This is a genomic window from Rahnella sp. JUb53, from assembly GCF_004346065.1.
GTDB lineage: Bacteria > Pseudomonadota > Gammaproteobacteria > Enterobacterales > Enterobacteriaceae > Rahnella > Rahnella variigena.
In genome coordinates this window covers 944,375-966,646 of record NZ_SLYT01000001.1, presented here as the reverse complement: position 1 = coordinate 966,646, position 22,272 = coordinate 944,375, and the positions used below count along the sequence as shown (strand labels likewise).

Below are 22,272 nucleotides of genomic sequence, written 5' to 3'. Positions count from 1 at the left end.
ATCAGGCCAGGCTTTTCAGCACCGCGTCAGCCATACGTAATGCCAGCGCGGTTCCGGACAGCGTGGAGTTCACTGTCGAAGCAGAAGGCATAATGCCGGTCCCGGCGATGAACAGGTTCGGGTGGTCATGCGTACGGCAATTTCCATCCACCACGGAATCTTTTGGATCGCTGCCCATGATCATGGTGCCGGTAATGTGCTGGTTGTTGTCGTAAACGCCACGCTTGCTGTACACCACTTCGGTGCCGCCCATTTCTTTGACGATTTTCTGGAAGTCGAGCATCGACTGGTCATAACCGCGGTGAACGTAGTCCGGGAATTTGTAGTGAACTTCCAGACGCGGGATCCCCCATTCGTCTTTTTCGGTTTTACTCAGAACCACACGGTTTTCAGGTTCCGGCAGCATTTCCAGCAGGCATTTCAGCTGAATAAAACGCTCGGACTGGTAGGTCAGTTTGTCGTTAAGCGCTTTGCCGTAATATCCCTGACGTACCAGGCGCTCGGTCAGATAACGCACCGGCGAGGTGTTGGCGACGTCGATACGTAACGCAGAGCGATCACGGCGGAAATCACCATCACGCAGATTATTGATACTGCCCGGACGCATCGGGCCGCGACCGAAATAAACCGGTTCATCGGCATAGAATTCAACGGAAGTGCCCGGGTGATCCATCAGGTTGCGGCCGACCATACCGGAGCTGTTGGCGATGCCGTCCGGGTATTTGTCACTGGTGGACATCAGCAGCAGTTTCGGGCTTTCGATGCCGTTGGCGGTCAGCACGAAGCGTTTGCCGGTGACTTTGTGGGTCACTTTGTCTGCATCGAGATAATGCACGGCCACGATTTCACCGCTGTCATTGGCTTCGATTTTGTACACTACGGCGTTGGCAATCACGCGTACACCGGCTTCAATGGCTTTGCGCGCGGAAATACCGCCGTGATATTGCGCGTCAATCGGGCAGACCGGCATACAGTTGTTGTTGCCACAGCAGGCAGGACGGCCATCGTAAGGAATACTGTTGCGCGCCTGTGGGCCGATACCCAAAATGTAACCGAGTTTGGCAATGCGTTTACTGATACGGTCGAACCCGTAAGGCAGCGGAATACCCGGCAGCGGATAAGGCTGCGAGCGCGGAGAGTCCAGCGCATCATCACCCGAAACCCCCATCTGAATTTCCGCTTCGGTGTAATACGGCTCCAGCTCTTCATAGCTGATTGGCCAGTCGCGACCCACGCCATACAGCGTTTTGATCTTCATGTCGTTTGGCAGCAAACGGAACGCCTGTCCCGCCCAGTGCCAGGTCGTGCCGCCGACACCACGCAGATATTGCGCAGCATAGAGATCCGGGCCTTTCTGGATCAGATAGTTGTTATCTTTTGGCTGGAACTTCGGTTGCGGAGCCCAGGGTTTCGGCGGATACGGCTCGGTGAAATCGCCTTTCAGCGGTGACTGACGGAACAGTTCTACCGCTTCATCGCGTTTAATCACCGGCCCTGAATCGAGCATCAGCACGGAAACGCCGGCTTTCACCATTTTCAGCGCAGCCAGCGAACCGGCGATACCCGCACCAATAACAACGACATCTGCATTCAGTGCATCAGCCATGAGCAATCACCTCCGTGAAATTTTGTTGCAGTGCAGCAGGCTTGTTGACCCAGAAATTCGGTTCACCCGGCGCATAACTTGGCGGCAGCAGGTTATTTTTCAGCAACTGATAGCTGACGATATTTTCGAATCCGATACATTTCTGGCTGCCGGGCTGACCAACCACACCGAGATACCAGCCGCTGACCAGTTGCTGATACAGCTGCGCCAGCTCTGCCGGTTGCGCGGCCAGCAACTGATGCAAATCATCGCCGACCACATTTTTGTGCGTGGTGATCAGCGCCGAAAGGGCATCCAGCTGCGTGTCGAGCTGGGCATTATTTGATGACTGATTATTTTGTGACTGATGCAGCCAGCTGTAGAGCGCCTGAGCGAGGTGCGGTTCGAGCGTGTCCATGCCGGTAAGCTGTTTAGAAAGTGCCATAAAACTGTCAGGCATTGTCACAGCAGAAGCCAGCGGTGGCGCGGCATGGGCGAGGGTGGCAAATACGCCACCGCCCAGCATCTGGCTACCGATACCCGCAACCATGACGCCCGCAGTGCCGAGTATCCACCGGCGACGAGAGAGATTGATCATGCTGAAAGTCCGTAAATGTTCCGTATAAAACGGCCACGGGCGTGGCCGTCAACAAGAAGGAGTAATTAAAAGTGCCTGTTATTTCAGGACGCTGGCCGCTTTTTCTGATGACTGATTATCGATGTCCTGCTTCGGTGTGCTGACACCGACTGCACCGACCACTTCACCGTCAATGGTCAGTGGGAAGCCGCCACCCAGTGCCACGGCGTGCGGGATTGCCAGCACGGTGGTTTCACCGCCTTGCAGGCGCTGCATGAATTTCAGCGAAGGAGCGTGATACAGCGCTGAAGTGCGTGCTTTACCGATGGAGGCCTCAACGCATCCGGCAGGAGAACCGTCCAGACGCTGGAATGCCAGTAATGAACCAGACGCATCAACAACAGCAACGCAACCGGTGCTGTGTTGCTCAGCAATGGTCGCTTTTACGCTGTCGATGACTTTAGCAGTCTGCGCGTTATCGAGCTGAGGATGCCCGGCGGCGAAAGCAGAAGTGGCGGAGAATAATAAAGCGGAAGCACAAATTACAGCACGTGCTGTGTGTTTTTTAACAGACATAGACTCATCCCTTGTAGCGGTAGCAAAACATTGCTTAAAAAAGATCTGGAAAAATAGTTGCATTAAATCAATATCTTTAAAATTCAACGGCGTCATAAGCTGAACACTTGATGTGTTTCTTAATGCCATGCAGATGAAGCGGGTATTGAATTTTGTTTCCCAGATGTTAATTCAATTAACAAGCATGAAAAAGTGACGGTTGCGTATGGCAACTAATTTTCAGGAGGTGTTGTGAGGATATTTCAGGCAAAACGGGCTTGCAGGCCTTGTTAAATAAGGACTGAACATTTTGTGCGGTTATGTACCAGATGATCCGTTTGTATTAATGAAATGTGATGAAGTTAACAAAAAAAAGCCTCCGCGACGGGAGGCTTTGCAGTAAATCGTCCGGTGTTACTGCCCCGGTTGCCAGCTGCTGCGGCATTTATCGCGGCGGAAGCTCAGAACGCGGCTGCGGTTCGAGACGAGTTTGACGTTGTAGCCCTGGAAATAAAGACAGAAGGTTTTTTTCCAAGGCCCGTCGGGAAGTTCCACCAGCAAACGGCCAGCCCCCAGCGAGGTTAGCTGGCCGCTGGCGCGCTGAGTGCCAACGCCAGTTCGCAGTTTGTCGCCGTCGATATCAAAGGCGGCTTTTGACTCAGGATGATACCAGCGCCCCTGGACCATCTTCAGGCAGTCATTGGGCTCGATTGGCCGGAAGTAACGTGGCGCGTGGCCGATTTCCCCTTCAATGGCATGACCATTCCAGCGCAAGCGCATCGGCATATGCGCCGAAAGTGTAATGGCCTCACCGGCATCTTCGCCCTGATACAAGTTATCGGCGGAACCGAGATAACTGGCGGTGCCGTTACTGACTTTCAGCCAGTAAGGATCGGCGATGCTGGAATACAAACCGTCCGGCAGGGCGTCGCTGCGGGCGGGAAGCGGTGATGCGAGTAATGCGGACATCACTTCCAGTGCGTGCGTATAGGCAGTGGTATCTTCACGGTTGGACACCAGCGCGATGCCCGCGTCCAGTTGCGGGTGAAGCAGGAAATAGGTTTTGTATCCTGCATGTGAGCCGCCATGGCCGTAAACCGTATGTTCACCGATTTGCGACGAGGTGGTTCCCAGCCCGTAAGCGGAAGGGATATTGCCGTGCAGATGGCGTTGCGCGGTCAGCGTTTTCAGCACGCCTGCACCCGGACCGCTGTCTGCCAGCAGGCTTTGCAGCCAGACGGAAAGCGACCGTACGCTGCCGGTCAGACTGCCGGAAGCCGAAAGATGTAATCCGGCGACCGCTGTTTTCCAGCCGCTCGTGTCCTGCCAGTAACCGGGCACCAGATTGGGCACAATATCAAACCAGGTTTCCGGCGCGCGGAAGGCTACATCAAGCGGACGCGCGATGTGTTCCGCCAGCAAATCGTCAAACAAAATGCCTTTTCGCCTGAGGATTTCTTCCACCAGCCGGTAACCGGTATTGCTGTAGGAAATCTCGGTGCCAGCGGGGAAATTCAGCGCGCCGTCCTGCGCGAGAAATTCCATAATCGCCTCCGCATCGCTGACGTTATAAACCGAAATCCCCAGCAGGGAGAGCGTTTCGCGTACATCTGGCAACCCGCCCGTCATGTCCAGTGCCTGACCGACAGTCACTTCAGACATCGGCGGTTTCAGGTCAGGCAAATGCTGGCCGAGGCGGTCTTGCGTTGAGAGTCCGGCATCACTTTTCAGTAAGGCCAGCGCCGCGAAAATATGCTTGGTGACTGAAGCATAGCGAACCACGGAATCAATGCTGAAGGGCTGCGAAGTGGTCAGATTGGCCAGGCCACCGGTGGCGAAACCGCGTAGTGTTTGACTGTCGAAAAGAGTGATTGCCCCGCCGGGCTCGCCGGGTTTATCCCAGTTTTGAGTAATGCGTTTTGCTGTCGCCTCAGCGGCTTGCCACTGTAAATCAGAGGTCATGAGAATCTCCACAGACTGTCTATCAGTGAATAAGAGGGCAGCCGGACTGCCCGTGAGACCGAAATAATGTGCGTTTGTGCAACGGTTATTCGGGCTCCTCTAAACTGAGACTTAACGATCGTAATTCTGCTGTATGCGGGTGGGTGACGTTGCCCGTCCGTAAATCGTCTGCGCTCAGAAGCTCAACCATTTCACCACCAATCATTACGCCAATGCTGGTGCAAAGATGCGTTACCACGGCCAGATTGTGGCTGACGAGAATATAAGTCAGTTTCCGCCGTTCACGCAGGTCGCTTAGCAGGTTGAGGATCTCCGCCTGTACCGACACATCCAGCGCCGAAGTCGGTTCATCGAGCAGTAAAATTTCCGGTTCCGAAATCATTGCCCGCGCAATGGCGACACGCTGACGCTGTCCGCCGGAAAGCTGATGCGGGAAGCGAAAACGTACCGCCTGCGGCAGACCCACTTCGCTCAGGGCATCGGTTATGCGCTTCTCAATGTTAAGAAAACCATGCACGATCAAAGGTTCGCTGAGAATGCGGTCGATGGTCTGGCGCGGATGCAGCGAACCGTACGGGTCCTGAAACACCATCTGCACGCGGCGGAAGAAGCGTTTCTGGCGTACCGGCAGCTGATCTTCACCGCCGATCACCATTTCTCCTGACCACGACTGATTCAGTCCGGCCAGCGCGCGTAAAATGGTGGATTTTCCGGAGCCACTTTCGCCGACAATCCCGAAGCATTCGCCCGGCGCAACGCTGAAGCTGACGCCTTTGACCACTTCGGTCTCGCCAAAAGCAATCCGCAGATTGTTGAGAATAATTTTGCTGTTATCTGCATCCTGATAGAAAAGAGGGGATTGGTCAGTCATGAGGTTTTCCATGCTTCGTCACGCACCAGAACCGGCAGTCTGTCACGCGGATGTTTCAGCGACGGCAGACATTCCAGCAGCCCGCGGGTGTAAGGATGTTGCGCTTTCAGCAGGTCGCCCGCCTGTAATGTTTCGACGATACGGCCTGCGTACATCACGGCCACGCGGTCGCAGAATTTGGATACCAGCGGTAAATCGTGGCTGATCAGAATCAGTCCCATGCCGCGACTGGAAACCAGATCATCCAGCAGACGCAAAATCTCGGCCTGCACGGTGGCATCCAGCGCGCTGGTCGGTTCATCGGCAATCATCAGTTCGGGATCTGGCGCCAGCATCATGGCAATCATTACGCGCTGGCCCATACCGCCGGACACTTCATGCGCATAGCGTTCGGCGACTTTATGCGGGTCGCGGATACGCACCTGATCCAGCAGTTCTATGGCGGCGTTCATTGCCTGTTTTTTCGAACCGCCTTTATGCGTCTGCCACGCTTCCGCCACCTGTTTGCCAATGGGCATGACCGGGTTGAGCGAGTATTTCGGATCCTGCAAAATAAATCCGACGCGTTTGCCGCGTATCTGCCGCATCTGCTTTTCACTGGCGTTGCGCAAATCAATACCGTCGAAAGACAGCGTTTCAGCACGGCATTTTGCGCTTGATGGCAACAGGTTCATCAGGCAACGTGCGGTCAGGGATTTCCCCGAACCGCTCTCGCCGACAATCCCGAACTTTTCTTTACCCAGTGACAGCGATACGCCGCGAACTGCGTCGAAACTGCCGCTGTTGGTCTGAAAGGTAATATGCAGATCTTTGATATCAACCAGCATCATTTCTCCTTAGGATCGAGGACGTCGCGCAGGCCGTCGCCGAGGAAGTTAAACGCCAGTGAAGTGACAAAAATCGCAATGGCTGGGATCAGCGGCACCCACCATTCGCTGAACAGGAAACGGCGCGCAGTGGCAATCATCGCGCCCCATTCCGGCGACGGCGGCTGAGCGCCCATCCCCAGAAAACCCAGGCTGGCAGCGGTGATAATGATCGAACTCATATCCAGCGTGATGCGTACCACCAGACTGGGTACGCACAACGGCATGATATGGCGCAGCACAATACGCGCCGGTGTCGCGCCGGTCAGACGGCAGGCGGCAATATAATCCGTGCCGCGCACCTGCATGGTTTCCGCGCGGGCGAGGCGGGCATAAGGCGGCCAGGCAGTAAGGGCGATCGCCAGAATGGCACTTTCGATACCGGGCCTGAGTGCAGCCACAAAGGCCAGAGCCAGGATCAGACGCGGGAATGCCAGGAAAATGTCGGTGATGCGCATCAGAATACGGTCAAGCAATCCGCCCGCGTAACCGGCCACGCAGCCAATCAGCAGGCCGAGCGGGGCGACAATCGCTACCACAATAATCACCATCCCGAGCGTGATACGTCCGCCATAAAGAATACGGCTCAGGGTATCGCGTCCCAGTTCGTCGGTCCCCAGCCAGTGCAGGGAAGACGGTTTTGCCAGACGGTGTGCCAGATCCTGCGCACCCGGATCGTAACTGGTCAGCCACGGCGCACAGATGGAAATCAGCAGGACGATCAGCACGGTGAACAGACCGGTAACGGCCAGCGGATTTTTGCGAAGACCAAGCCAGATGCGGTAACGACGGCCCCAGACGGCTTGTGTCCGGGTATGCGGTGTATCCGCCAGCAGCCAGGCGCGGCTGCCCGCACGGGGTTGAGGTGTGACAGGAAGAGTGCTCATTTTACGCGGGGATCCAATAGTCGGTAGAGAAGGTCGGCCAGCAGGTTAAGCAGCACGTAAATCGCGCCAATCAGCAGCGTGGAGCCGATCACCGGGTTCATATCCGCATTCATCAGCGAGACGGTGAGGTATTGCCCGAGGCCGGGCCAGGAGAAGACGTTTTCAGTCACTACTGCGCCCTCCAGCAAACCGGCATACGTTAGTGCAAGCACCGTAATCAGCTGCACGCCGACCGTCGGGAAAGCATGTTTCCAGATGACGCGTTGCGCAGAAAGCCCTTTGGCGCGGGCCGTTATCACATATTCCCCGCCGAGTGCGTTGAGCATAAAAGTACGGGTCATGCGGGTGATGTAAGCCATGCTGAAATACGCGAGGATCAGCACCGGCTGAGCCATATGCGCAAGGGCATCCCAAAATGCGCCCATGTCACCGGCCAGCAGCGAATCCACGGTAAGCAAACCAGTGACCTGCGGGATCATGTCCTGATAGATGATGTCCTGACGTCCCGGCCCCGGCGCGATACCCAGCGCGGAATAGAAAATCAGCAGGCTGAGCAGCGCCAGCACAAACACCGGCAGGGAGTGACCGGCCAGACATACCACGCGGATCGTCTGATCAATCCAGCTGCCCTGACGCGTTGCCGCCCAGACGCCCAGCGGAATACCGACAATAGCGGCGATAATAATAGCCGCCGTCGCCAGTTCCAGCGTTGCCGGGAAAAAGCGCGCGATATCGGTGGTCACCAGATTGGAGGTCAGGGCAGAACGGCCTAAGTCACCGTGAAATACCTGACTGAGATAATGGAAGAACTGCATCCAGAGGGGCTGATCCAGCCCCATTTCATGACGAACCCGTTCGACGACTGCCTGCGGGGCATTATCGCCAACCGCAGCCAGAACCGGGTCTGTCGGCATCACGCGACCGATGAAAAAAGTCACCACCGACAGACCAAACAAAGTAAGACAAACGCTGATGCAGGTACTCAGAAATCCTTTGAGTCTCTTGCTCACGCTTTAACAACCTTCTCGTAAGGGCTGGTGCTCATTACTGTTAATACCACGCCGGAAATCACGTTGTGGCAGGCGGCGGTCATGGTGGGTTGCAACATGATGGCAAACGGGCTGTTTTCCATATGTCTGGTCTGCAACTCTTCGTAGAGTTTGATGCGGGTGGCCGGATCCGATTCTTTCAGCGCTTTGGTGCTGAGATCTGAAATGTCTTTATCCTGCCAGCTGCAACGCCATGCCAGCGTGCGGCTCTTGGCTTTGTCGGTATTATCCGGGTTGCTGCAGAAGGCTTCTGCGTTGGAGTTCGGGTCAAAGTAATCCGCCCCCCACTGGGTCATCGCCAGTTGCTGCTGACGCGCACGCATTTTAGTCAGCACCTGACGGCTTTCGGCAGCCAGCAGCGTGACTTTAATCCCGACTTCGGCGAGGTTCGATTGCAATGCCTGCACGATGTCAGAAGAAGGTGAGGCGGAGTAGTGATCGAGGGTGATTTCAAAACCGTTCGGGAAACCGGCTTCGGCCAGCAGCGCTTTGGCTTTTGCCACATCACGTTTGTACATAATGGTATTCACCGCCGCAGGGAAACCTTCCGGCAGGAAGCTCTGATGGATTTTGTGGGTCAGCGGCACGATATGCTGCTGGATGTTTTCGTAATCGATTGCCCATTTGATCGCCTGCCAGACCTGCGGTTTAGCAAGATTCGGATGCGCGGTATTGGCAGAAAGCATAAAGGTGCCGGCAATGCCTTTCTGTACCAGCGTGAAGTTTTTGTCCTTCAGCAGAGGACGTAACTGTTCGGTAGTCAGGTTACGCGCAATATCGATATCGCCTTTCTGCAACATGAGCAACTGGGCAGAAGGGTCGATGATGTGACGCATGATGATGCGCTGGATTTTGCCTGCGTGCGGGTTGTTTTTGTTGCTTTCGAGAATCACGGATTCGCTGACTTTCCAGTCGCGCAGTTTGAAAGCACCGGAACCGGCGCTGTTTTTCTTCAGCCAGGCGTTACCCAAATCATCACCCGCCTGATTGGCCAGGCAGGCAGATTTTTGCACGATACTGCCCACGTTCGCGGTCAGGCAATACAGCAGGAAGGATTCAGAAGCAGGTTCAGTGGTCTGGATCACCAGCGTTTCGGCGTCCGGCGCGGTAATCAGGCTGTCGACGTTATCTTTGGTATAGCCAAACTGGTTGATGATGTAGGCCGGGCTCTTGTCGAGTTTCACCACACGCTGCAGGGAAAATGCGGCGTCTTCAGCAGTGACAGGTTTTCCGTCGGCCCATTTTGCTTTCGGATCGAGTTTGAACGTGAAGGTTTTTTTATCGTCGGAAGCGGTCCATGAAACAGCCAGATCGCCTTCGATTTCATCAGGGGAGGCCAGTTTTGGTTTCACCAGTTGCTGGTACATATTGCCGGTAATTTCACTGCCCACGGACTCGAAGCTTTCATGCGGATCAAGACTGGTAATGATATCAAGCTGGATAGCCATCACCAGAATTGAGGCCGGTGTGGCAGCAAACACAGCATCGAATTTCAGGTAGGACAGAACAGGTATTGCGGAAAAACCGGTAACAAATTGACGCCTGGTAACCATAACTACTCCCATCGTGTTGATATATAAAAGTAAAATTAAAAATTACGTTGGCCAACCCTTGACTTAACTCCGGGCAACTGGCTTTAATGAAAAACCGTTGCTTTACACATCCCGACGTTTCATATCGAAAAAACTAATGTGAAGCGTACTGTGCTTGTTCTTTGCTGGTGCAATTTCACGCGGTGAGTGCACCCTGTCGGAACATATCTCCGTTGTCTTAGCCATGCTCAATCAAAGGTAGACCTTTTTTATGAATAACGTAGCGCACGGAACTGAAGAATTAATGCCGGTTTTTGATGGACATAACGATGTTTTGCTACAACTTTGGAACGAACATCGTCAGGATCCTGCACAGTCATTCCTTCAGGGACCCGCCAGCGGACAATTAGACCTGCCGCGCTGTCGTGACGCAGGCTTTGCCGGCGGGCTTTTCGCCGCCTGGGTGCCTACTCCTGAAGTAGATCTAGCAATTAGCGTGCCTGATCGTACTGTGGACACCCGTTTTCTGCCGGAAGGTACTCAAAAGCATCCTGATTTTTCCCCGACACCTTCTTTCGATTTTGCACGTGACGTCACATTTGGCATGATGGCGTTCCTGCTCAGAATCGAAGAACAGTCGCAGGGAAAGGTGAAAATTTGTCGTACCGCGCAGGAAATCAGACAGTCGATAGATAACCATGCATTAGCTGTGGTTATGCATATCGAAGGGGCGGAAGCGATAGATGAGGATTTATATAATCTGGATGTGCTTTACAGCATGGGGCTGCGTTCTCTCGGGCCAGTCTGGAGTCGCCCGAACATTTTCGGCGAGGGTGTGCCATTCAAATACCAGACGTCGCCGGACACCGGGCCGGGGCTGACCGATGCGGGTATCCGGCTGATCAAAGCCTGTAACCAAAAACGCATCATGATTGATTTGTCACATCTGAACGAAAAAGGGTTCTGGCAGGTGGCTGAACTGAGCGACTCGCCGCTGGTGGCCAGCCATTCCAATGCGTTCAGCATATGCCCGATGTCGCGTAATCTCACTGATAAACAGCTTGGCGCAATTAAAGAAAGCAGCGGTTTTGTCGGGCTCAATTTTGCTGTGCCATTCCTGCGTGAAGACGGCAAACGCAGCGACGATACCGGCACAGACATTATGGTGCGTCATGTGGATTATCTGGTTGAACATCTGGGTGAGGATGGCGTGGGCTTCGGTTCGGATTTTGACGGAGCATCGATGGCACCCTTTATGAAGGACGTGCGCGGTTTGCCGGTGTTAGTTGAGGCACTGCGTAAAGCGGGGTATGGCCAGGCGCTGCTGGAGAAAATCTGTTACAAGAACTGGATTAATGTGCTGGAACGCACCTGGGGGCAGTAAGGTTGCGGGAAAAATGTTCGCGGCAAAAGAAAAGGCAGCCATTTCTGGCTGCCTTTTTGCTGTTTCGGGCTCAAACTTATTTGAAGAAGTCTGCGCTGACGGTGAGGTTGCCACCGCTTTTGTTCTGCCACTGACGAGTGATGTGGTAGAACTTGGCACCTTTGGCAGCTGCACGGTTTGCCACTTCCTGTGAAACATCCGTGGTGCTGTTGAAGTGACCGGTGAAGGTCGTGGAGTCAAACGGCACCATCTGAGCGGCGGTCACGTCATTCACTTCCTGAATTTTCGCGCCGTTGGTTGCTGTGACGGTGTAACGTTTACCAGTAGACGACTGCGTTTCGAAGAAACGGCCTACTTCACGGCTTGGACTGCCGGAAGATGCCACGCCTGGGATCTCAACTTTCTTCGCTTCTGCGCCACCGGCTGCCAGTGCTGCACGGCCTGCATCAGAATCGGCAGGAATAGCATCAGGTGACTGAACCACGCGTTTTGGCGCATCTTTCTTATAAATAAACGCAGTGATGTACTGGTTGCCGCCGCTGTTGGCATCAATCTGGCGGACGATGAAGAAGGAATAAGCCCCTTTATCTTTGGCCGCTTTTGTAATTGCATCGTTAACGTCTGGCTGGCTGCGATAGAAACCGCTGACAGTCACAGTATCAAAAGGCTCAAGTCCATAAGCGACGTCTTTCGGCAGCTCTACCACGCCATTAATGACGCGATAATGGGGATCATTGCTCACTTCCGGCGCATCTTTTTTATAGATATCTGCCACTACACGCCAGTTACCGCTATTGTTAGTGCTGTTGGTATCTTGAATATAAAAATAATCTGCACCCAGCGTATCGGCACGGCGGGACACGGCATCAGCCGCATCGCCCAGCGTGTTGAAACGCCCGGTAATAACAATGCGATCAAAAGGCTTAATGGCTGCAGCTTTCTGTGGGCTAATTTCCTGCGCGGCATGTGCAGCCGACAGCGCAGAAACAGAAAACAGGGCCGATGCGATGATCGTTTTTGTCAGCTTCATAAAAAATCCTTTCACCTTGCGCAGTAATGTTGAAACGTGCTGAATTCTTGATGTGTAACAGGTTAGCGGCCGATTATTGCATGTAACAATGCCGAGTGTCTCAGCAATTTATGGCAATAATGCGTGCGCCACCGACGATAACAGCGACTTTTTTTACCAAGTATAACTTATATAAGTTTGTTGAATAATCCAAGTAGTGAAATAAATGTTAATTATTCACTATTTTCTAACTTTTATGCCCGTTCTGAGCGGGTTAAGGTAGAGAAACTCTCAGTGATAGATCGGGTTTAAAGCAGGTTATCAGGTGGATTAAAGGCCTGTTTACTCAGGTTTGCAGCAGGTTTGCGGCCCATATCAATTTTTTTATTATTAATTGTCTGACTATCGCTGTGATACGTAGATTATTGATTAGATATTCAGTAGGTTATAAGCGGCCTGAAAAAATACACACCGGGGCTTACTATCAACCGGCAGGCGTGAAGTTGAATTGTTATGACGATGACATAAATCATCAATGAAAAGGGTGAAGGGAATACTATGCGTATTGGTGTACCAAGAGAGCGGTTGACCAATGAAGCCCGGGTTGCAGCCACGCCGAAGACGGTGGAACAGTTGCTTAAACTCGGCTTTACGGTCGCTATCGAACAGGGAGCCGGTAAATTAGCCAGCTTTGACGATGCAGCTTATGAACTGGCGGGTGCATCTGTCGTCAGCGGCGATGATGTATGGCAATCAGATATCGTGCTGAAGGTGAATGCGCCTGAAAACGATGAAATCGATAAATTACAAGCAGGCACCACGCTGGTCAGTTTCATCTGGCCTGCGCAAAACCCTGAGTTGATTCAAAAACTGGCTGACCGTCAGGTGACGGCAATGGCAATGGATTCTGTGCCTCGTATTTCCCGCGCACAATCTCTTGATGCCCTGAGCTCAATGGCTAACATCGCGGGTTATCGCGCGATTGTGGAAGCCGCCCATGAATTTGGTCGTTTCTTTACCGGGCAGATCACTGCTGCGGGTAAAGTGCCGCCGGCGAAAGTCATGATCATCGGTGCCGGTGTGGCTGGCCTGGCTGCCATTGGTGCAGCAGGAAGCCTTGGCGCTATCGTCCGTGCTTTTGATACCCGTCCTGAAGTGAAGGAACAGGTAAAAAGTATGGGTGCGGAGTTCCTGGAACTGGACTTCGAAGAAGAGGCGGGCAGCGGTGACGGCTACGCAAAAGTGATGTCAGAAGCCTTTATTAAAGCGGAAATGGCGCTGTTCGCAGCCCAGGCCGAAGAAGTAGACATCATTGTGACCACCGCGCTTATCCCGGGACGTCCTGCACCGAAGCTCATCACCAAAGAGATGGTCGCTTCGATGAAACCGGGCAGTGTGATTGTCGATCTGGCAGCCCAGACGGGCGGTAACTGTGAACTGACGGTTGCAGACCAGATTACCACTACAGAAAACGGCGTGAAGATTATCGGTTATACCGATTTGCCAAGCCGCCTGCCGACGCAGTCCTCCCAGCTTTACGGCACCAATCTGGTTAACCTGCTGAAATTACTGTGCAAAGAGAAAAACGGTGAAATCGAAATCGATTTTGAAGATACCGTTGTGCGCGGTGTGACCGTGGTGAAAGCCGGTGAAGTGACCTGGCCGGCACCGCCGATTCAGGTTTCTGCTCAGCCGCAGGCTGCGAAAGCCGCTGAGCCGGTAGCAAAAGCTGAAGTTAAGCCCGCGTCTCCGTGGACCAAATTCATCATCATGGCAGTTGCCATTGTGCTGTTTGGCTGGCTGGCGAATGTGGCGCCGAAAGAGTTCCTCTCTCACTTTACGGTGTTTGCGCTGTCCTGTGTGGTCGGTTACTACGTGGTGTGGAATGTCAGCCATGCGCTGCATACCCCGCTGATGTCGGTCACTAACGCCATTTCGGGGATTATTGTGGTCGGTGCCGTACTGCAAATCGGTCATGGCGGATGGGTCAGTTTCCTGTCTTTTATTGCCGTGCTGATTGCCAGTATCAATATTTTCGGCGGATTCACCGTCACTCAGCGCATGCTGAAGATGTTTCGTAAGAACTAAGGGGAATATATGTCTGGGGGTTTAGTTACAGCAGCATATATTGTTGCCGCTATTCTGTTTATTTGCAGCCTTGCCGGGCTGTCAAAACATGAAACATCAAAACAGGGTAACATTTTCGGCGTCACCGGGATGGCCATCGCGTTAATCGCGACCATTCTTGGACCTGACTCCGGTAACGTTGGCTGGATCATCGTCGCCATGGTGATCGGTGGTGCGATTGGTGTTTATCTGGCACGTAAAGTCGAAATGACAGAAATGCCTGAGCTGGTTGCCATTCTGCACAGCTTCGTGGGTCTGGCTGCGGTTCTGGTGGGCTTTAACAGCTATCTGGATCACGGTGCGGTGCCGATGGAAGGCGTGATGGAAAACATCCATCTGACCGAAGTATTCCTCGGTATCTTCATCGGTGCTGTGACCTTTACCGGTTCGATTGTGGCGTTTGGTAAACTTCGCGGGATTATCTCTTCCAAACCGCTGGCTTTGCCGCATCGTCATAAACTGAATCTGGCTGCGCTGGTTGTTTCTTTCCTGCTGATGGTGATGTTTGTTCGCACCGAAAGCGTCGGTCTGCAGGTTGTTGCATTGCTGATCATGACCATCATCGCTCTGGCGTTCGGCTGGCACCTGGTGTCATCCATCGGTGGTGCGGATATGCCGGTTGTAGTGTCCATGCTGAACTCCTATTCCGGTTGGGCAGCGGCGGCAGCGGGCTTTATGCTCAGCAATGACCTGCTGATCGTCACCGGTGCGCTGGTGGGTTCTTCAGGTGCAATTCTGTCTTACATCATGTGTAAAGCGATGAACCGTTCGTTTATCAGCGTGATCGCCGGTGGTTTCGGTACTGATGGCTCTTCTACGGGCGACGCTGAAGAAATGGGTGAGTATCACGAGGCAAGCGCGGAAGATGTGGCTGAGCTGCTGAAAAACGCCAGCTCAGTGATCATCACCCCGGGCTACGGTATGGCGGTGGCTCAGGCACAGTATCCGGTGCATGACATTACCGCCAAACTGCGCGCTAAAGGCATCAAGGTTCGTTTCGGTATTCATCCTGTTGCAGGGCGTTTGCCGGGCCATATGAACGTTCTGCTGGCTGAGGCGAAAGTGCCTTATGACATCGTGCTGGAAATGGACGAAATCAACGACGATTTCAGCGATACCGATGTTGTGCTGGTTATCGGTGCAAATGACACCGTGAACCCGGCGGCACAGGAAGATCCACGCAGTCCAATTGCCGGTATGCCGGTGCTGGAAGTGTGGAAAGCGCAGAACGTGATTGTCTTCAAACGTTCAATGAATACTGGTTATGCCGGTGTGCAGAACCCGCTGTTCTTCAAAGAAAACACTCAGATGCTGTTTGGCGATGCCAAAGAAAGCGTTGAGAAAATCCTGCGTGCTCTCTAATTCCTGAGCCGCAATGAAAAAGGCCAGTCAGTTGACTGGCCTTTCTTTTGTGCGCGATTCAGCGATTATTCTCAGACAGTATTCTCACAGATTACTCGTCGTCATCCTCTTCTTCGTCATCGAATGTCAGCGGACATTCAAAATCATCCGGTTTGATGGCCAGCAAATCGCATTTCAGATGGTCGATCACCTGTTCCGTGGTGTTGCCTAAAAACGCCGCAGAAAGACCGGTACGGCCAATCGCACCGAGAACAACCACACCTGCCTGCAAATGCTCTGCAAGGTCAGGAATGACTTCTTCCGGTAAGCCTTTTTCCACGTGTGTGAATTTTTCGTCAAGCTGGAATTTCTGTCGCAATGCTTTCATCGCAATCAGATGCTGACCGCGGATAGCATCGTTATAGACGCTTGGGTCAAAGTCAGGAAGTTCGATGGCAATATTAATCGGCGTGACCGGATACGCGCCGACCAGATGGACTTCCGTCTGATTAACGTGTGAGGCCAGCTCGATGGTTTCTTTCACCAGTTTGATATTGAGCGGGTCGTGATAGGGTTCTTCACTGGAAAGGTTAACGGCGACAACGGCTTTACCGCTTTCAGGCCACGGCTGGTCTTTGACCATCCAGACCGGGCAAGGGCACTTGCGCAGTAAATTCCAGTCCGTAGGCGTGAAAATGACAGATTCAAGACGGTCATGTTGGTGGGCCATTTTCAACAGCAAATCATGATTACCGGCAATCACTTCCTGAATGATGGCTTCGAAAGGTTTGTTGTGCCAGACCACTTTAACGTCGATCGGAATACCCGCTTCGACATAGTAGCGACACTGTTCTTTAATCCATTCTTCCCGTTCACTGATTACGCTTTGCCGCATACCGATTCGCTCATCTGGCGAAAGCATGGTGGTCATTTCATAGGAGAAATCATAAATCGACAAAAAGGCTTTGATGCTGCCGCCGTTACGTTGCACCAGATAAACGGCACGACGAAGCGCGGGTTGGTCATCCTGATTGGGGTCGATAGCAACGAGTAAATTCTGATACTTAGCCATGGGGACTCCTTAACACCTGTAAGAGAACGGCGGTCAGTGTATTAAGTACAGAGTAAACCAAGATTAAGCAATCGGATAGCGGAGAAATTGAGTCGGATCAACAAATTATTCCTTGATGATCCGACGCAATAATTGTCAGGCGGGAGCCTGACAGATCAGGCAGAGACCGGAGCAGACTGACCGGCTAACTGAGAAAGCATTTCATGATTCTCAATCGTGATGTATTTACCTTTAACACTCAGCATTTCTGATTTCTGGAAACGGCCGAGCAGGCGGCTGATGGTTTCTACAGTCAGCCCGAGGTAGTTACCGATATCGCCACGGGTCATCGTCAGGCGGAATTCGCGCTGAGAGAAACCACGCTGAGCGAAGCGGCGGGAGAGGTTATAGATAAATGCCGCCAGACGTTCTTCAGCATTTTTCTTCGAAAGCAACAGGATCATATCCTGGTCACCTTTAATCTCACCGCTCATCAGACGCATCATTTGCTGACGCAGATTCGGCATTTTACCGGACAAATCGTCCAGGGTTTCGAAAGGAATTTCGCAAACCATTGAGGTCTCCAGCGCCTGAGCAAAGCTCGGATGCTGCAAGCCACCGATAGCATCGAAGCCGACTAGATCGCCTGCCAGATGGAAACCGGTAATTTGCTCGTCACCTTGTTCGGTAATGGTGTAGCTTTTGATAGTCCCGGAACGAATGGCATACAGGGATTTCAATTCATCACCGGCTTTAAACAATGCCTGACCTTTTTGGATCGGCTTTTTCCTTTCGATAATGTTATCGAGCTGATCAAGTTCATGCTCATTAAGCGTGAAAGGAATACAAAGCTGGCTAATGCTACAGTCCTGACAATGGATCGCACAGCCACCAGATTGGATACGTCGAATAATACGCTTTTCCGGGATCATAAGAGTCACTCTGGCAATATTGATATGGGTCAATTTTAACATCTTTTACGCCGAGTGATAAGTAGCTTAAAGGAGCGAAAAGAGCGAAATGTTAAAAAACCCCGATTTTAAAAGGTTTTTTTTAAATAAAAAATTGATCTTTACATGCAATTAAGCCGAATTGAGAATCAATGAGCTTTAAATCAGGATCAATTTATTGATGGGGGGAATATTTAGTGCGGAGAAAATAAAGGCTTTAAATCAATTTATAGCAGGCTAAGAATGAATTTTTTCGCCCGTTTTGCTTTATTTTAGCCCTGATGAACCCTGAAATATGCGGCAGAGGATTATGGCATAAACACTGAACCGGATCGACTTTGATACCCATTCTCCTCACAACCGCTTACAATGCTCCCTTCGTTTAGCATTCGTTTACTTTTAGGAAAGGTGTCATGCAGTCCGATTCCCTGGGTTTTCCGCTGGAAACAACCATTGTTTTTGTCGTCGTGGCGGTCGCCGCGTTGTTAACTGACATCTTTGCGCACCGTAGCCACAAGCCGATTGGCCTGAAAAGTGCCTCTTTATGGACACTGTTCTGGATTGCCGTTTCCCTGAGTTTTGCCGCGTTTTTATATGTCCATCATGGCAAAGAAGTCGCGAGTCTTTTCCTCACCGGGTATGCGCTGGAGCAGGTGCTTTCCATCGATAACCTGTTTGTGATTATGGCGATTTTCGCCTGGTTCAAAGTGCCTGACGGTTATCGTCACCGGATTTTGTACTGGGGCGTGATTGGCGCAATCGTGTTCCGTGGGATTTTCGTGGTGATCGGCACCAGTTTGCTGGCGCTCGGACCCTGGGTCGAAATGGTGTTTGCCGTGGTGATCCTCTGGACAGCGATCCTGATGATGCGTGCAGGAAATGATGACGAAGAAAATGATGATTACTCAGATCATATCGCCAACCGGCTGGTTCGCCGTTTCTTCCCGGTGTTTCCAAAACTGGTCGGCCCGCATTTTCTGGTCAGCAGTGAACAGGTCGAAGCTGAGCTTGCAAAGCCTGAAAATCAGGGCTTCAGTTTTACCGTGAAAAAGGGCGTGCGTTACGCGACGCCGTTGCTGTTGTGTATTGCCGTGGTTGAGATTTCTGACCTGATGTTTGCGTTCGACAGCGTGCCTGCGGTTATCGCCGTCAGCCGCGAACCGCTGATTGTTTATTCCGCCATGATGTTTGCCGTACTCGGTTTACGTACGATGTATTTCGTGCTCGAGGCATTGCGCAAATATCTGGTGCATCTTGAGAAATCAGTGATTTTCCTGCTGTTCTTTGTGGCGGCGAAACTGGCACTGAATTCCAGTAATCATCTGTGGCATCACGGGGTTGAAATCAGCGCCTTGGCCAGCCTCTACGTGGTGCTGGGTGTTCTTGCACTGGGCATTATTGCCAGCTTGTTGTTTCCCGGAAAAAAAGAAGCCGCATAGCGTGAGCTGACGTATCGATATAAAAAAACGCTGCGAATGCAGCGTTTTTGCTTTGTGCGGAGAGAGAAATTGCCGGCGCTACACATCACCCTCGTTATCTTTTTCCACCGCTTCGTGAATGCGATCCAGCATATCCGGGAAGGCAGACTGTACGCGGCTCCAGCTCGGGATAAAGGGTTTTTCGCTCGGCGTATCCACAAATGCCTGACCGGCTTCCATAATCGCGCCTGAAAACAGTTCCACGGCAGATTCCTCGCTGTGACGGTCGAACGATAATCCGTTCATTTTTGCGTCATTCTCAAACCCGTCAATCATATCCAGCGCATTGCGATAGTAGGTGGCTTTGAGGATACGGAAAGATTCGCTGGTGATATTCACACCAAGGATCGCCATCTTGCGGTAAAGCGCCTTGGTGATATCGATACTCATGCGTTGCAGACCGTTTGTCGCATCATCTTCGGACATCGGCTGGTGCTTATGATCGTAGGTATCGGCGATATCGACCTGACAAATACGCTTGGTCGCCGTATTTCGATGAAGTTCTGAAAGTACGCCAATTTCCAGGCCCCAGTCGCTCGGGATACGCAGGTCATTCAGAATGTCCGTGCGCATCGCAAATTCGCCGGAAAGCGGATAGCGGAAGGTACGCAGGTATTCCAGAAAGTCAGAGTGGCCGTAAACAATTTGCAGCGATTTCAGCAGCGGGAAGACCAGAAGACGTCCCACGCGGCCATTGAATTTTCCGTCGGCGACGCGGGCGTAATACCCTTTACAGAAATCGTAATGGAAGTTGGGATTGGCCACCGGATACATCAGGCGGGCCAGCATATCGCGGCTATACGTGACAATGTCACAATCATGCAGCCCGACTACCGACGTGCGCCGCGATGCCAGTGTATAACCGGCACAGAACCACACGTTGCGGCCTTTGCCCGGCTCATTCGGTGAAAGATTTTCTTTTTTCAGCTCTTCATCCAGCGCTTTGAGGCGCGGGCCATCATTCCATAAAATTCGGTGGCGCTGCGGAAGGCGGGAGAAAAATTCACGCGCAAATAAAAACTGATCGCGATCAGCGCGATCTAACCCAATAACGATCTCCTCCAGATAAGGGACTTTGGTCAGCTCATCCACAATACGGGTCAGTGCAGGACCTTCAAGTTCTGAAAAAAGTGACGGTAATATTAATCCCATTGAACGGCGGCCTGAAAAAACCTGCAAATCGTATTCCAGTTCTTCGACTTTGCGGTTAGTCAGATTATGAAAATTGGTAATGACTCCATCCTGATAAAAATCGCTCATACGGTATTCTCCAATTTTAGAATTGATAAAATTATTGGAAGTCTTCTCTGTAAATACAGAACGATAAACAATGTGAAAACAATTTATTAATAAAGGCCATTACCTCTTCAAATTTGCCCTTTAAAGAAGGGGGATAAAATGACTCAGCCCCTGACTCCAGCCATGGGAGCCAAATTCACTGGTACGAAAAACTCCTGAGATATCGTCACGATGCAGCGGCATTTCATGGTCATGATGGCCTTTAACCACCACCGCGTAATTCACCACCTCCAGCATGGATAAATCATTCGGGCCATCGCCAAGACCGATGCTGATAACCGGTTGCCCGCGTTTTTGCTGATAGCGCTCAGACAACCATTGCACAGCCTGACCTTTACCTGCACCGGCTGCCATGACATGCCAGAACCGTCCGCCACGGGTGAGTGCCAGACCTTCGCGGGCCAGGCATTTTTTCAGATGCGCAAAATCCAGATCATTACCAAACCAGACCAGCGGTTCGGACGCCACGCGCTGCATGGCGAGATCTGCTTCCTGCTCGGATAAACCCGTCCAGACGGCGACTTGTTTTGGTGTGACATCACCAAATCCGCGAAACTCAAAATCGTAACGCTGACGCAATTCGACCAGCGTCTGGCGGATTTCGCTGTAACCCGCGCCGTTGATATAAAACGGGACTTCATCAGCGGTTCGCCAGTCCGGCGGCAGATGGATCATCGCGCCATTTTCAGCGATAAAAGGCTGGTGCGTCAGGTGCAAAGCTGACTGCAGTGTCGCGACTTCAGCAGGCGTTTTGCTGGTCGTCAGAATAAGCGGAATTTTTGCCGCCGAAAGTTTATCCAGCCAGGGTTGGGCCGGTTGCCAGCTGTAATCATGATGATCGAGCAGGGAGCCATCAAGGTCAGTAAAAATAATCAAGGGATCGTCAAGGTAAGGCATCTTTTCTCCTCAATTCAGCCGGTAACAGACGCAAATCTTTAACGATTTAGTTCTGTCCCAGCAGCTAAGTATAGATAGAAAAATGAGTTTTATTGACCGCGCCGCCATTTCAGGATTTTTTACCGCCGCAGACTCGTTTGCTGGCAGCTTTACCCGCAGGAGGTTTACAGGGATAATTTGCAGCAGTCCCACCGCTGAGAAAGAGGTAAGCAGATGAGCGAAGATGATGATTTATTCAGTCAGGAAATGGCCGGAGTTCAGCCACTGGCGTCGGATAAACGGGTGGTCTACCTCAAAAACTCAACCACCGGACAGAAGGTCAGCAGCGAAGATGTAACGGAAAAACGTGAAAATCCGCTGACCACCGGCTTTCTGAATATCCAGCCGTGCGACGAACCGCTCGGGTATAAGCATGACGGTGTTCAGCAGGGCGTTCTCGACAAACTTCGTCAGGGAAAATACCCGCTGGAAGCCAGCCTGAATCTGCTGCGCAAACCCGTTGAACAGTGTCGTCAGGAGCTATTTACGTTCTTCTGCCAGGCACAGGCCGAAAATCTGCGTACTTTGCTGATCATCCACGGTCGTGGCCGTGATGATGAAAGTCATGCCAACATTGTGCGCAGTTATCTCGCCAAATGGCTGAAACAGCTTGATGATGTTCAGGCGTTCTGTGTGGCCATCCAAAAAGATGGCGGTGCCGGTGCCTGTTATGTCGCGCTGAAAAAATCCGCGCAGGCGAAACAGGAAAACTGGGAACGCCACGCCAAACGCAGCCGCTGATACTCGCGGATCCGGCCAAGTCAACGTTTGTTGCCGCGTGGTTTAAGCGCTATCCCTTACTGTCCTGACACT

At 52.2% G+C, this 22,272-nt stretch carries 19 protein-coding genes; 5 read left to right on the top strand and 14 right to left on the bottom strand.

Annotated elements, in window-relative coordinates; genetic code table 11:
- Position 1 precedes the first annotated feature (1 nt).
- The 9 genes from EC840_RS04430 to EC840_RS04390 form a co-directional block, all read right to left on the bottom strand.
- A complete protein-coding gene (locus EC840_RS04430; protein ID WP_132964077.1) occupies positions 2 to 1,606 on the bottom strand; it encodes a GMC family oxidoreductase in 1,605 nt (534 codons plus the stop codon).
- The gene (locus EC840_RS04425; RefSeq protein ID WP_129638269.1) at positions 1,599 to 2,183 is read right to left on the bottom strand and encodes a sugar dehydrogenase complex small subunit; all 585 of its coding nucleotides are present in this window, start codon (positions 2,181 to 2,183) and stop codon (positions 1,599 to 1,601) included. The genes EC840_RS04430 and EC840_RS04425 overlap by 8 nt, the downstream gene beginning before the upstream one ends.
- A 78-nt stretch (positions 2,184 to 2,261) precedes the next feature.
- Positions 2,262 to 2,738, bottom strand: coding sequence for a heme-binding protein (locus tag EC840_RS04420; RefSeq protein WP_112288698.1), 477 nt, complete (start codon positions 2,736 to 2,738; stop codon positions 2,262 to 2,264).
- Between the two features lie 393 nt (positions 2,739 to 3,131).
- Positions 3,132 to 4,679: a serine hydrolase domain-containing protein gene (locus EC840_RS04415; protein WP_132964076.1), complete on the bottom strand. Its 1,548-nt coding sequence runs from the start codon at positions 4,677 to 4,679 to the stop codon at positions 3,132 to 3,134.
- A gap of 85 nt (positions 4,680 to 4,764) precedes the next feature.
- Positions 4,765 to 5,550, bottom strand: coding sequence for an ABC transporter ATP-binding protein (locus EC840_RS04410; RefSeq protein WP_112288696.1), 786 nt, complete (start codon positions 5,548 to 5,550; stop codon positions 4,765 to 4,767).
- Positions 5,547 to 6,377 (bottom strand): ABC transporter ATP-binding protein, encoded by an 831-nt coding sequence (locus tag EC840_RS04405; protein WP_095922004.1) that lies wholly within the window; start codon positions 6,375 to 6,377, stop codon positions 5,547 to 5,549. The genes EC840_RS04410 and EC840_RS04405 overlap by 4 nt, the downstream gene beginning before the upstream one ends.
- Positions 6,377 to 7,303, bottom strand: a complete 927-nt coding sequence (locus EC840_RS04400) for an ABC transporter permease (protein WP_112288694.1) — start codon at positions 7,301 to 7,303, stop codon at positions 6,377 to 6,379. Before EC840_RS04400 ends, EC840_RS04405 begins: the two co-directional genes overlap by 1 nt.
- Complete coding sequence (locus EC840_RS04395) at positions 7,300 to 8,313, bottom strand: ABC transporter permease (protein WP_112288693.1); 1,014 nt, start codon at positions 8,311 to 8,313, stop codon at positions 7,300 to 7,302. The genes EC840_RS04400 and EC840_RS04395 overlap by 4 nt, the downstream gene beginning before the upstream one ends.
- A complete protein-coding gene (locus EC840_RS04390; protein ID WP_132964075.1) occupies positions 8,310 to 9,905 on the bottom strand; it encodes an ABC transporter substrate-binding protein in 1,596 nt (531 codons plus the stop codon). Before EC840_RS04390 ends, EC840_RS04395 begins: the two co-directional genes overlap by 4 nt.
- Before the next feature lie 250 nt (positions 9,906 to 10,155).
- On the opposite strand from EC840_RS04390, the gene EC840_RS04385 reads away from it, so the two are divergent.
- On the top strand, positions 10,156 to 11,268 hold the full coding sequence (locus EC840_RS04385) for a dipeptidase (RefSeq protein ID WP_112288691.1): 1,113 nt from the start codon (positions 10,156 to 10,158) through the stop codon (positions 11,266 to 11,268).
- 76 nt (positions 11,269 to 11,344) lie between these two features.
- Here EC840_RS04385 and ydgH read toward each other — a convergent pair whose 3' ends face one another.
- Positions 11,345 to 12,298, bottom strand: a complete 954-nt coding sequence (gene ydgH, locus EC840_RS04380; RefSeq protein ID WP_132964074.1) for a DUF1471 family protein YdgH — start codon at positions 12,296 to 12,298, stop codon at positions 11,345 to 11,347.
- A 537-nt stretch (positions 12,299 to 12,835) separates the two neighbouring features.
- Between ydgH and pntA the strand changes: the two genes are divergently transcribed.
- Together pntA and pntB are read left to right on the top strand one after the other, a co-directional pair.
- A complete protein-coding gene (gene pntA, locus EC840_RS04375) occupies positions 12,836 to 14,365 on the top strand; it encodes a Re/Si-specific NAD(P)(+) transhydrogenase subunit alpha (protein WP_112288689.1) in 1,530 nt (509 codons plus the stop codon).
- 9 nt (positions 14,366 to 14,374) lie between these two features.
- Positions 14,375 to 15,766, top strand: a complete 1,392-nt coding sequence (gene pntB, locus EC840_RS04370; RefSeq protein ID WP_129638265.1) for a Re/Si-specific NAD(P)(+) transhydrogenase subunit beta — start codon at positions 14,375 to 14,377, stop codon at positions 15,764 to 15,766.
- A gap of 91 nt (positions 15,767 to 15,857) precedes the next feature.
- On the opposite strand, the gene uspE is transcribed toward pntB, so the two are convergent.
- A complete protein-coding gene (uspE, locus tag EC840_RS04365; protein WP_112288687.1) occupies positions 15,858 to 16,817 on the bottom strand; it encodes a universal stress protein UspE in 960 nt (319 codons plus the stop codon).
- A gap of 155 nt (positions 16,818 to 16,972) precedes the next feature.
- Complete coding sequence (locus tag EC840_RS04360) at positions 16,973 to 17,728, bottom strand: FNR family transcription factor (RefSeq protein ID WP_013575564.1); 756 nt, start codon at positions 17,726 to 17,728, stop codon at positions 16,973 to 16,975.
- 431 nt (positions 17,729 to 18,159) lie between these two features.
- Between EC840_RS04360 and EC840_RS04355 the strand changes: the two genes are divergently transcribed.
- Positions 18,160 to 19,185, top strand: coding sequence for a TerC/Alx family metal homeostasis membrane protein (locus EC840_RS04355; RefSeq protein WP_129638264.1), 1,026 nt, complete (start codon positions 18,160 to 18,162; stop codon positions 19,183 to 19,185).
- 78 nt (positions 19,186 to 19,263) lie between these two features.
- Here the strand turns inward: EC840_RS04355 and EC840_RS04350 are convergent, their stop codons facing one another.
- Positions 19,264 to 20,484, bottom strand: coding sequence for a glycosyl transferase (locus EC840_RS04350; protein WP_112288685.1), 1,221 nt, complete (start codon positions 20,482 to 20,484; stop codon positions 19,264 to 19,266).
- A gap of 120 nt (positions 20,485 to 20,604) precedes the next feature.
- Positions 20,605 to 21,420, bottom strand: coding sequence for a mannosyl-3-phosphoglycerate phosphatase-related protein (locus EC840_RS04345; protein ID WP_132964073.1), 816 nt, complete (start codon positions 21,418 to 21,420; stop codon positions 20,605 to 20,607).
- Positions 21,421 to 21,633: 213 nt separating this feature from the next.
- Here EC840_RS04345 and smrA point away from each other — a divergent pair, with 213 nt between their 5' ends.
- Positions 21,634 to 22,200, top strand: coding sequence for a DNA endonuclease SmrA (gene smrA / locus EC840_RS04340; protein WP_132964072.1), 567 nt, complete (start codon positions 21,634 to 21,636; stop codon positions 22,198 to 22,200).
- Positions 22,201 to 22,272: the final 72 nt, after the last annotated feature.